General features: G+C 59.4%; 10 protein-coding genes. 8 read left to right on the top strand and 2 right to left on the bottom strand.

The annotated features are described in order from the left end of the window. Positions 1-3 precede the first annotated feature (3 nt). Positions 4-3051, bottom strand: a complete 3048-nt coding sequence (gene fdnG / locus C3406_RS09915) for a formate dehydrogenase-N subunit alpha (RefSeq protein WP_103826464.1) — start codon at positions 3049-3051, stop codon at positions 4-6. A 221-nt stretch (positions 3052-3272) separates the two neighbouring features. Between fdnG and yddG the strand changes: the two genes are divergently transcribed. Next, positions 3273-4160, top strand: coding sequence for an aromatic amino acid DMT transporter YddG (gene yddG / locus C3406_RS09905; protein ID WP_103821989.1), 888 nt, complete (start codon positions 3273-3275; stop codon positions 4158-4160). A gap of 65 nt (positions 4161-4225) precedes the next feature. On the opposite strand, the gene C3406_RS09900 is transcribed toward yddG, so the two are convergent. Then, positions 4226-5173, bottom strand: a complete 948-nt coding sequence (locus C3406_RS09900; protein WP_103821990.1) for a LysR substrate-binding domain-containing protein — start codon at positions 5171-5173, stop codon at positions 4226-4228. Positions 5174-5344: 171 nt separating this feature from the next. On the opposite strand from C3406_RS09900, the gene C3406_RS09895 reads away from it, so the two are divergent. From C3406_RS09895 to C3406_RS09865, 7 genes are read left to right on the top strand one after another with little or no spacing between them, the layout of a single operon-like run. Beyond that, entirely contained in the window at positions 5345-6295 is a 951-nt protein-coding gene (locus C3406_RS09895) for a branched-chain amino acid ABC transporter permease (RefSeq protein WP_103821991.1), read from the top strand. A 9-nt stretch (positions 6296-6304) separates the two neighbouring features. Then, positions 6305-7411, top strand: a complete 1107-nt coding sequence (locus C3406_RS09890; protein WP_103821992.1) for a branched-chain amino acid ABC transporter permease — start codon at positions 6305-6307, stop codon at positions 7409-7411. Then, positions 7408-8175 (top strand): ABC transporter ATP-binding protein, encoded by a 768-nt coding sequence (locus tag C3406_RS09885; RefSeq protein ID WP_103821993.1) that lies wholly within the window; start codon positions 7408-7410, stop codon positions 8173-8175. The genes C3406_RS09890 and C3406_RS09885 overlap by 4 nt, the downstream gene beginning before the upstream one ends. Beyond that, positions 8168-8887 (top strand): ABC transporter ATP-binding protein, encoded by a 720-nt coding sequence (locus C3406_RS09880; RefSeq protein ID WP_103821994.1) that lies wholly within the window; start codon positions 8168-8170, stop codon positions 8885-8887. Before C3406_RS09885 ends, C3406_RS09880 begins: the two co-directional genes overlap by 8 nt. Before the next feature lie 27 nt (positions 8888-8914). Beyond that, on the top strand, positions 8915-10072 hold the full coding sequence (locus C3406_RS09875; protein ID WP_103821995.1) for a branched-chain amino acid ABC transporter substrate-binding protein: 1158 nt from the start codon (positions 8915-8917) through the stop codon (positions 10070-10072). A 17-nt stretch (positions 10073-10089) separates the two neighbouring features. Continuing rightward, on the top strand, positions 10090-10572 hold the full coding sequence (locus C3406_RS09870; RefSeq protein WP_103821996.1) for an L-2-amino-thiazoline-4-carboxylic acid hydrolase: 483 nt from the start codon (positions 10090-10092) through the stop codon (positions 10570-10572). Further along, complete coding sequence (locus C3406_RS09865) at positions 10569-11795, top strand: Zn-dependent hydrolase (RefSeq protein ID WP_103821997.1); 1227 nt, start codon at positions 10569-10571, stop codon at positions 11793-11795. The genes C3406_RS09870 and C3406_RS09865 overlap by 4 nt, the downstream gene beginning before the upstream one ends. Positions 11796-11870 lie beyond the last annotated feature (75 nt).

The raw sequence follows: 11870 nt of genomic DNA, 5'->3' as shown, positions 1-11870 counted from the left end.
TCCTTATGCTTTCTCGATGTTGACCAGAAACGCCTTATACTCCGGCGTTTGCGAGTTGGAATCCCCCACCGATGGCGTCAGGGTATTGGCGATGTAGCCCTTCTGCGCCACCCCCTCAAAGCCCCAGTGCAGCGGAATACCGACTGTTTCCACCTGCTGACCGTGAACGTTCAGCGCCTGCAAACGACGGGTGACCACCGCCACGGCACGAATAAACCCGCGCTGGCTGCTGACCTTGACGCGGTCGCCATTGGCAATGCCTTTGGCCTGCGCCAGGGACTCGCTGATCTCGACAAACTGTTCCGGCTGGGCGATGGCGTTTAGTCGCGCATGCTTGGTCCAGGTGTGGAAATGCTCGGTCAGGCGATAGGTGGTGCCGACGTACGGGAACTTATCTTTTCTGCCCATTCGCACGGCATCTTCCTGGTAGACACGCACTACCGGACTGGAGATCACCTTCGGGTGCAGCGGGTTCGTCCCCAGCGGCGTTTCCATCGGCTCGTAGTGTTCAGGGAACGGGCCTTCTGCCAGCTTGTCGATGGCAAACAGACGTCCCAGCCCTTCCGGCTGCATGATAAACGGCCCGGTATTGCTGCCCGGTGCGGCGGTATTGAAGTCCGGGATATCGTTCCCGATCCACTTTGTGCCGTTCCACTGGATAAGCATCCGTTGCGGATCCCAGGGCTTGCCGTTGATGTCCGCCGAGGCACGGTTGTAGAGCACGCGACGGTTAAGCGGCCACGCCCAGGCCCAGCCGAGCGTATTGCCCAGTCCTGACGGGTCGGCATTATCGCGGTTAGCCATCTGGTTGCCCTGTTCGGTCCAGCTCCCGGTGTAGATCCAGCAGGAAGCGGCGGTGGTACCGTCATCACGCAGCTGGGCGAAGCTGTTCAACAGCTGGCCTTTCTTCGCGATGAGCACGCCACTGGCGTCATAGAGATCCGCCAGCGCACGGCCGTTGTTCTCTTTCGCCACCTCTTCCGATTCCGGGCGATCCGGCTGTTTGTAATCCCAGCGCATGCGCAGCAGCGGCTCGACGCCCTTTCCGCCTTCCGTGCGGTACATCTCGCGCAGGCGATGGTAAATCCCGGCCAGGATCTCACCGTCATTGCGCGCTTCCCCCGGTGCGTCCTGTCCTTTCCAGTGCCATTGCAACCAGCGCCCCGAGTTAGCAATGGAGCCGTCCTCTTCCGCGAAGCAGGTTGATGGCAACCGGAACACCTCGGTCTGAATGGAGGCGGGATCCACATCGTTCATCTCGCCGTGGTTCTGCCAGAAGTTCGAGGTTTCAGTCACCAGCGGATCGATCACCACCATGTACTTCAGCTTGCTGAGGCTGGCGACAGTCTTGTTCTTGTCCGGGAACGACGCCACCGGGTTAAAGCCCTGACAGATGTAGCCTGTGACATCGCCCTTCGCCATCCTGTTGAAATACTTGATGACGTCCCAGGACTGATCCCATTTTGGCAGCCAGTTAAAGCCCCAGTCGTTCTCCTTCTGCGCTGCATCGCCGTAGAACGATTTCATCAGGCTGACAAAGAACTTCGGATAGTTGCTCCAGTAGTTCACCTGGTCAGGCAGCGTCGCTTTTGGCGTGCTGGCCGTCAGGTAGGTTTGCAGATCGGTCTGTTTTTCAGACGGCAGCGTCAGATAACCCGGCAGGCTTGTGGAGAGCAGTCCCAGATCGGTTAACCCCTGAATGTTGGAGTGACCGCGCAGGGCGTTCACGCCGCCCCCGGCCATGCCCATGTTGCCGAGCAGCAGCTGGATCATCGCCATGGTGCGGATGTTCTGCGCCCCAACGGTATGCTGCGTCCAGCCCAGCGCATACAGGAAGGTGGTGGTTCTGTCCGCCGCGCTGGTGGAGGCCAGCACTTCACACACTTTCAGGAAGTCGGCTTTTGGCGTACCGCAGATATTCTCCACCACCTCCGGCGTATAGCGGGAGACGTGCTGTTTCAGCAGGTTCCACACGCAGCGCGGGTGGGTCAGAGTCTCATCGCGCAGCGCATAGCCGTTTTCATCGAACTGATAGTTCCAGGAGGACTTATCGTACTGGCGTTTTTCGGCGTCATAGCCGCTGAACAACCCGTCTTCGAAGGCGAAGTCTTCCCGCACCAGCAGGTTAGCGTTGGTGTAGTGCTTAACGTACTCGGCGTTGATTTTGTTGTTTTCGATCAGGTACAGCAGCACGCCGGACAGGAAGGTGATGTCCGTGCCGGAGCGGATCGGCGCATAGATATCGGCCACCGATGCCGTCCGCGTAAAGCGCGGATCGACGACGATCAGCGTCGCATCGTTGTTATTTTTCGCTTCCATCGCCCAGCGGAATCCCACCGGATGGGCTTCAGCGGCATTACCGCCCATCACCACCACGACGTTAGCGTTTTTGATATCAACCCAGTGGTTGGTCATCGCACCGCGACCAAATGTTGGAGCAAGACTTGCTACCGTTGGTCCGTGTCAGACGCGCGCCTGGTTGTCTACCGCCAGCATGCCGAGTGAGCGCACAAATTTTTGCGTCAGCATGCCGGTTTCATTACTGGCCGCCGAGGCGCAGAGCATCCCGGTGGAGAGCCAGCGGTTGACCGTTACGCCCTGTTCGTTCGTCTCGACGAAGTTGGCGTCGCGGTCGGCTTTCATCAATCTCGCAATGCGGGTGAAGGCCTCATCCCAGGAGATGCGCTGCCATTTATCGGAGCCCGGCGCGCGGTATTCCGGGTAACGCAGACGGTTGTCGCTGTGAACATAGTCCAGCAGACCTGCCCCTTTCGGGCAGAGCGCCCCGCGGCTGACCGGATGATCCGCATCGCCTTCAATATGATAAATCGACGCTTTAGCGTTCTTCGCGCCATCACCCAGGCTATACATCAATAGCCCGCATCCCACGGAGCAGTATGTGCAGGTGTTGCGGATCTCTTTGGCACGCAGCAACTTATAGTTGCGCGCCTGAGCCAGCGCCATTTTGGGGGCAAACCCCAGAGCAGCTACTGTTGTCCCGGCCATACCGCCCGCGCAGATTTTAAAAAACTGTCTGCGACTGACGTCCATCGTTGTCCTCGTTAGATCATTGAGAAGTCCGGCGGAAAACTAACAGCAAAGCCCCTGTTTTTTTTGCGGCAAATCAATATCGCCGATCTTCGCCCTCTTAATAGTCAGCGCTGGCGGCTTTTACTAATGCTAAAGGGTTACTTCGGCACAGATAAATTCGCGGAAGGTACTGAAACAGTGCTATAAATTTGCCCCTTAAATTGATAGCCAGTGGAAATGCGATGGAGAGAAAAAAAGCCACCCTGGTCGGTCTGGCCGCGATCGTGCTCTGGAGCACGATGGTGGGTCTGATTAGGGGTGTTAGCGAGAGATTAGGTCCGGTTGGGGGCGCGGCGGCAATCTATACGCTGAGCGGTTTACTCTGTCTGTTAACGGTGGGTTTCCCCAGGCTGCGTCGTTTCTCGCCCCGCTATCTCATTGCCGGCAGCGTGCTCTTTGTCAGCTATGAAATCTGTCTTGCCCTCTCGTTAGGCTATGCCGCCACCCGCCATCAGGCGATTGAGGTGGGGATGGTGAACTATCTCTGGCCGAGTCTGACCATCGTGTTCGCCATTCTGTTCAACGGCCAGAAAACCACCCTGTGGGTGATCCCGGGCCTGATCATCGCCCTGCTGGGGGTGAGCTGGGTATTAGGCGGCGAAAACGGGCTGAACCCAACGGATATCGCCCGCAATATTGTCTCCAATCCGCTAAGTTATGGCCTTGCGTTCGTTGGCGCCTTTATCTGGGCAGCCTACTGCACCGTGACCAGTAAATACGCCAACGGCCAGAACGGCATCACCCTGTTTGTATTGCTTACTGCCGTGACCCTGTGGCTGAAATATGCCTTCAGCCCGCAGCCGGAGATGGTGTTTAGCGTGCCGGTGGTGATCAAACTTTTGATGTGCGGCGTAGCGCTGGGGTTTGGCTACGCGTCGTGGAATATCGGTATCTTGCACGGCAACGTGACGCTGCTGGCGGCGGCATCCTATTTCACCCCGGTACTGTCAGCGGCGCTGGCAGCGGTGCTGCTGAATGCGCCGCTGTCGTTCAGCTTCTGGCAGGGGGCGATGATGGTGTGCGCCGGATCGCTATTGTGCTGGTACGCCACGCGGGCCCGTAGGGGTTGAGTTTTGTAGGCCGGGTAAGGCGTAGCCGCCACCCGGCATTGTTGCTCCGGCACAGTCTGATTCCCCTAACCCTCTCCCTCAAGGGAGAGGTTACTGTTCCGCCGCAACCAGTTCTGAAGCAACTTCCCGTCCTGACTCATCTCTCCATCCTGACGCACGCACAGGTAGTAATCCCGGCCATCGTCGATAGGGAGATCGAAGATCTTCACCAGCTCACCGCTCTCCAGATAGGGTGCAATCAGCGGTTCGCGCATCAACGCGCAGCCCAGCCCCGCCTGTACCCCCGCCAGGGTTAACAGCCCGTCTTCAAACATCGGGCCGCTGCGCCGCAGCGGGCGTTTTACCCCCTGCTGGATAAACCACTGCTGCCAGGTGGTGCGCTCCTCATCATGCAGGAGCGGCATTTGCAGCAGCTGTTCGGGGGTATCGATATGCCCGTGCAGGCGCAAAAACGCCCGGCTACAGACTGGCACCATCTGCCCGGAGATCAGCTTTTCGCTCTGGTAGCCCGCCCACTGCCCATTGCCGAAGCGGATCGACATATCCGAAGCATCGCTCAGGTAGTTGCGGTGATTGGCGTAGACCACGTTAATTTCGGTCTGTGGGTTAGCCCGCATAAACCCGGGCAGGCGCGGAATAAACCACCCCATACCGAAAAGCGGGATCAGGCTGATGGTCACCTGGCGGGTCTGCACCTGCTCCAGCAGATGCCCGGTGGCCTGGCGCAGCACATTAAAGGCCGCGCGAATGGAGCGGTAATAATCCCGCCCCTGCTGGCTCAGGATCAGCCCGCGCCCCTGACGCTCGGTGAGCGGCATCTGTAAATACCCTTCCAGCACTTTCAGCTGATGACTCACCGCCGAGGGCGATATCTCCAGCTCCTGGGCCGCCTGCGTCACGCTGCCCAGCCGGGCTATCGCCTCAAAGGCTCGAACAGCACGGAGCGGTGGATCGTTCGCCAGCCGGCTCTCGGCAAAGGCCGACAACGCCAGGGATTGTTCTGTTTTATTCATATATTGATCTGTTATGGATAATCCGGTTAATCAGCCATTTATCATAATCATTAAAATCAATCAGATAGTGCAAGCTCCAAAAATCATAAGAAAGAATATATGCGTATTTCACAATTTAATTCAATTATTAGATGTTAGCCGCTGAAAAGAGCAATTTGTCGGGTAACAACGTTGGACACACTCATACAACAACTGATCAATGGCGTGATGCTGGGCAGCATCTACGCGCTGATCGCGCTGGGCTATACCATGGTGTATGGCATTTTGCGCATTATTAACTTCGCCCATGGCGATATTTTGATGGTCGGCGCGCTGACCACCCTCTCGGCGCTGAATCTCCTCAACGGCTATTTCCCCGCCATGCCGCAGCTGCTGCAGCTCGGCTTTGCGCTGCTGATCGCCATGGCGGTCTGCGCCCTGCTGGCGATGGCCGTTGAGCGCTTTGCCTACCGCCGCCTGCGTAATGCCCCGCGGCTGGCACCGTTGATCTCCGGGATTGGCGTATCGGTGCTGCTGCAAACCGTGGCGATGATTATCTGGTCGCGTAATCCGCTGATGTTCCCGCAGATCCTGCCGATGGACCCGATTGCCATCACGGCGGGTAGCGAGGCGCATCCCCCGGCGATTGTCACCGTCACCGGCATCGTTACCGTGGCGCTGGCGCTGATCGTCATGACCGGCCTGTGGCTGCTGGTGGAGTACACCCGCCTCGGCCGCGGTATGCGCGCGGTGGCTGAAAACCCACGCGTCGCCACCCTGATGGGGGTTAATCCAAACGCCATCATCACCCTGACCTTTGCGATTGGTGGCGTTTTTGCCGCGCTGGCGGGCGTGATGATGGCCAGCAACTACGGCAACGCCAGCTTCTCGATGGGCTTTCTGCCGGGCATTAAAGCCTTTACCGCAGCCGTTCTCGGCGGCATCGGCAATATTCGCGGAGCGATGATTGGCGGGATCCTGCTCGGCATTATCGAAGCGCTGGGCGCTGGTTATCTGGGCGAGCTGACTCACGGCGTGTTCGGCAGCAACTACCAGGACGTGTTCGCCTTTATTGTGCTGATTCTGGTGCTGGTCTTCCGTCCGGCAGGTCTGCTGGGCGAGCGCGTGGCGCACAGGGCGTAAGGGAAAATCATGACTGCCATTGAAATCAAAACCCCGGCGGCCAGCGGTAAATTCTGGTCCGGCATGACGCTCTTCGTGGTTGCCCTGCTGCTCGCGCCGATCGTGGCTACCCAGTTGGGTGGCAACTACTGGGTGCGGGTGATCGACTTCGCCCTGCTCTACATCATGCTGGCGCTGGGGCTGAATATTGTTGTCGGCTACACCGGCCTGCTGGATATGGGCTTTATCGCCTTCTATGCCGTTGGCGCCTATCTGGCGGCGCTTATGGCGTCACCGCATCTCGCAGAGGTGTTCCCGATCCTGAACCTCTGGTTCCCGCACGGGCTGCACACCTCGTACCTGCTGATTGTCCCGATTGCGGCGCTGGTCGCGGCGGTGTGCGGCATTCTACTGGGTGCCCCGACGCTGAAGCTGCGCGGGGATTACCTGGCGATTGTGACCCTCGGCTTCGGGGAGATCATCCGCATTCTGATGCGTAACCTCGACCGGCCGGTGAATATCACCAACGGCGCAAAAGGCATTACCGGCGTTGATACCCTCAACCTGTTTGGCCTGAAGTTCAGCGGCGTTTACCACTGGTTCGGCGTCAAAGTGCCCGCCCTGTGGCTCTGGTACTACCTGCTGATGCTGGTGATTGTCGGGATCATTTTTGTCTGCCTGCGCCTGCAACACTCGCGCATTGGTCGGGCGTGGCACGCTATCCGTGAAGATGAAGATGTCGCCCGGGCAATGGGTATCAACGTGCGCAACTTTAAGCTGCTGGCCTTTGCCATGGGCGCCTCCTTTGGCGGTGTGGCCGGGGCGCTGTTCGGCGCCTTCCAGGGCTTTGTCTCGCCGGAATCCTTCACCCTGCAGGAGTCCATTGCCGTGCTGGCGATGGTGGTGCTGGGCGGGATGGGCCATATCCCGGGGGTGATCCTCGGCGCGGTACTGCTCACCGCCCTGCCGGAGCTGCTGCGCAGCCAGGCGGCCCCGGTGCAGCAGGCGCTGTTTGGTTCGGTACTGATTGATCCGGAGATCCTGCGTCAGCTGTTTTACGGCCTGGCGCTGGTGCTGGTGATGCTGGTTCGCCCGTCGGGCATCTGGCCGAAGCGCCACAAGGAGGTAAAAGCATGAGCCTGTTAACCGTGCGCAATATGTCCAAACGCTTTGGCGGCCTTACCGCCGTGGATAACGTCTCGCTGTCGATTAACAAAGGCGAAATCTACGGCCTGATTGGCCCCAATGGCGCGGGCAAAACCACCTGCTTTAACCTGATCACCGGCCTGTATCCCGCTGACAGCGGTGAGTTCGCCATTGCCGATAAGCCCTACTTCCCGACCCAGATCGAAAAGGTAACTGCCGCGGGTATCGCCCGTACCTTCCAGAACGTGCGTCTGTTTAACGAGATGTCGGTGCTGGAGAACGTCATGGTGGGTCGCCACGTGCGTACCCGCAACGGACTCTGGGCGGCGCTTAGCCGTCACAAACGCGCCCGGGCAGAAGAAGCTCAGACCCTTGAGCAGGCCTGGCACTGGCTGGCGTACACCGGCATTGCGAAGTTTGCCCACTACCGCGCCTGCGATCTGGCTTACGGCCATCAGCGGCGGCTGGAGATCGCCCGCGCGCTGGCGACCGATCCGCTGCTGCTGGCGCTGGATGAACCCGCCGCCGGGATGAACGCGGCGGAGAAAGTGGCCCTGGGTGAGCTGCTGTCCCGCATTCGTGACGACGGCAAAACCCTGCTGATGATTGAACACGACGTCAAGCTGGTGATGGGGATCTGCGATCGCCTCACGGTGCTGGATTACGGCAAAACGCTGGCCAGCGGCACCCCGGACAGCGTGCGTCGCGACCCGGCGGTGATCGCCGCCTGGCTTGGAGGCAATGCTCATGTCTGAATTACTGAAAGTGGAACGTCTGGATGTGCATTACGGCGGTATCCAGGCGGTGCGCGAGGTCTCCTTTAGCCTGCGTGAAGGCGAACAGGCCACGCTGATCGGTGCCAACGGCGCGGGCAAAAGCTCCACCGTACGGGCCATCACCGGGCTGGAGCGTTTTGGCGGCAACATCGAATTTAACGGCAAAGCGGTCCGCAAACAGAAAGCCGAAGCGCTGCTGCGCGACGGGCTGGTGATGGTTCCGGAAGGCCGCGGCATCTTCGCCCGCATGACGGTGCTGGAGAACCTGCAAATGGGGGCCTGGCTTCGACGTGACGCTGTCACTGTCAGGCAGGAGATGAACGAGATTTTCGAACGGTTCCCGCGTCTGGGCGAACGGCAGCACCAGCTGGCCGGACTGCTCTCGGGTGGGGAACAGCAGCTTTTAGCCCTGAACCGCGCCCTGCTCAGCCGCCCGCGCCTGCTGATCCTCGACGAACCCTCCATGGGCCTGGCACCCAAAATGGTCGAGAACATTTTTGCCGTCATCGCCGGACTGCGCGAGCGCGGCGTGGCGTTGTTGCTGATCGAGCAAAACGCCCGGCTGGCGCTGGAGGTGACCGATCAGGCCTGGGTGATGGACAGCGGCAGCATCGTCCATCACGGCGAGTCCAGGGCGATGCTCGACGACGACCAGATTGCACAGATTTATTTGGGTGAAATGCCCGCTTAATACACCAACCAATATCAGGGAAAAATAATGAAAACCATTAAAATCAGTGCGCTCAGCGCGGCCATTATGCTCAGCGGGTTTGCCTCCACGGGTGCCTGGGCCGCCGACAGTGAAACCGTGGTGATTGGCCTGGCGGGCCCGCTGACCGGCCCGTCTGCCCGTATCGGTAAAGATCTGGAGAACGGTGCGCAGCTGGCGATTGACGATATCAACAAACAGCACCCGACCATCGGTGGCAAGGCGGTGACTTTCAAGCTGCAGTCGGAAGATGACCAATCGGATCCGCGTACCGCCGTGGCTGTGGCTCAGCGTCTGGTGGACACCGGCGTGGCTGGCGTGGTCGGCCACTGGAACACCGGCACCAGCATCCCGGCGGCCCGCGTCTATCACGATGCCGGTATCGCTCAGGTGGCCCCCGTTGCCACCGGTCATGCCTATACCAGACAGGGTTTCGACACCAGCTTCCGCGTGATGGGCCACGACGATGACGGCGGCCAGTTTGCCGGACAGTACGCGGTAAATACCCTGAAAGCCAAACGCATCGCGGTTATCGACGATCGTACCGCCTTTGGTCAGGGCCTGGCGGATGAGTTTATTAAATCGCTGGAAGCCCAGGGTGTGAAGATTGTTGACCGTCAGTACGTGGACGACAAAACCGTTGACTTTAGCGCCGTGTTGACCGCTATTCGCAGCAAAAATGCGGATCTGATCTTCTTCGGCGGCGTGGACAGCCAGGCGGCACCGCTGGCGCGTCGTATCAAACAGCTGGGTATGAAGACTACCCTGATGGGCGCAGGCGGCTTTGTCAGCCAGACCTTCCTGCAACTGGCGCAGAAAGAGGGTGAAGGCGTTGTCGCGCTGGAGCCGGGCCTGCCGGTGGATCAGATGCCGGGCGGCAAGACCTTCGAGCAGGCATACCAGTCCCGCTACCACACCCATATCGAACTGCACGCCCCCTTCGCCTATGACGCCACCCGCGTACTGGTTGCCGCGATGGAAAAAGCCGACTCGGTTGATCCGGCAGAGTACCTGCCTGCCCTGCGCGCCATCAGCTATTCCGGCGTCACCGGGCAGATCGCCTTTGATAACCAGGGCAATCTGAAGGCCCCGTCCTTCACCGTCTATAAAGTGGTAGATGGCAAATGGCAGCCGCAAACCGTGCTCGGCGGCGCAAAAGCTAAGTAACGCAGTGAGGCAATGTGATGAGTGATAATAATGAGCTGGGCATTCTCGCCCGCCGCAAAATTGAAGCAGAAATTATTAAACCAATTTACGAAATCCTGGTCCGCGAGATCGGCAAGACCCGCGCTCAGGCGGTGATTGGCGAGGCCATTGAGCAGGCCGCCATTAATGCGGGCAAAGAATTTGCCAGCAAGGAGCCAAACGGCGCGGACGTGAAGAGCTTTATCGCCCTGCAGTATCTGTGGGAGAAGGATAACGCTCTCGACGTAAAGGTGATCGACGCCGACGACCAGCAGTACAACTACAACGTCACCCGCTGTCGCTATGCCGAGATGTATCACGAGATGGGCCTCGGCGAGATTGGCCACCTGCTTTCATGCGCGCGCGACGAGAAATTTATTGTCGGCTACGCGCCGGACGTGGAGCTGACGCGCACCACCACCATTATGCAGGGCGGTAAATGCTGTGACTTCCGCTATCGCAGCACCAAGGACAAAGCATGATCCGCATAAACGCAGACCGCCTGTGGTCAACGCTGGAGAGAATGGCGCAGATCGGCGGCACCCCTGCCGGGGGGGTGACCCGCCTGGCGCTGAGCGAGGAAGATCGGATTGCCCGCAACCTGCTGCGCGAGTGGGCACTGGAGGCCGGTTTTAGCTGCGAAGTGGACAGCATGGGCAACATGTTTATCCGCCGCGCCGGTAAAAACCCGGCGCTGCCCCCGGTGATGACTGGTTCCCACGTGGATTCCCAGCCGCTCGGCGGCAACTATGACGGGATCTACGGCGTGTTGGCCGGGCTGGAGCTGCTGCGCACCCTGAACGATCATCAGGTTGAAACCGAGCGCGATATCGTGCTGGTGAACTGGACGAACGAAGAAGGGGCGCGTTTTGCGCCGGCGATGCTCGCCTCCGGCGTCTGGGCAGGACAGCTTACCGAAGAGTTTGCTTACGCCAGGATGGACAACAAAAAAGTCACGGTTCGCGACGCCCTTGAGGCCATCGGCTATCGTGGCCCACGCCCTGCCCGCGCCTTCCCGATCCACGCCTGCTATGAGCTGCATATCGAACAGGGACCTATCCTCGAAGATGAAGCCATTGATATCGGCCTGGTGCGTGCTGCGATGGGTCAGCGCTGGTTTACCCTTACTCTCGACGGGTTTGCCGCACATGCGGGCACTACGCCAATGCACAGCCGTCACGATGCGTTGACCGCTTTTGCGGAGCTGGCGCTGAAGGTGGAGGAGATCGGATATCAGCATGCCCCGGACGGGCGTGCCACCATCGGCATGGCGAACGTGACCCCGAATTCACGAAACGTCGTCCCGTCCCGGGTGGTGTGCAGCGTAGAGTTCCGCCATCCGCTCAGCGAGGCGCTGGAGGCGATGGAAACCGCGCTGCATCAAGCGGCTGCCGGTCTTTCGGCGCGTGGCGTGAGCGCCAGCGTCGAGCGCATCTTCGACTATGCACCTATCGCCTTTGATGAAACCTGTCTTGTCCGAACGGAACAGGCTGTGGCCGCGCTGGGCTATTCATCAAAATCGATGGTATCCGGCGCCGGGCACGATACCTGTTACGTCAGCAAAATCGCGCCTGCCAGCATGATCTTTATCCCCTGCGTGAAGGGCATTAGCCATAACGAAGCGGAAAAGATTCATCCGGAATGGTCAGAAAAAGGGGCCAATGTGTTACTGCATAGCGTGCTGAGTGCGGCGCAGGAGTTATAAACAGGCACTTTCCCCGGCCAACGGCCGGGGAGCCATTAATCGGAAACGATTAAAGTATGTTGTAACTAATGGCGG

Origin of the sequence: Leclercia sp. LSNIH8, assembly GCF_002920195.1 — a bacterium.
Taxonomy (GTDB): Bacteria; Pseudomonadota; Gammaproteobacteria; order Enterobacterales; family Enterobacteriaceae; genus Enterobacter.
The sequence above is the reverse complement of the archived record's forward strand: the minus strand, read 5'-3'. Positions and strand labels throughout refer to the sequence as shown.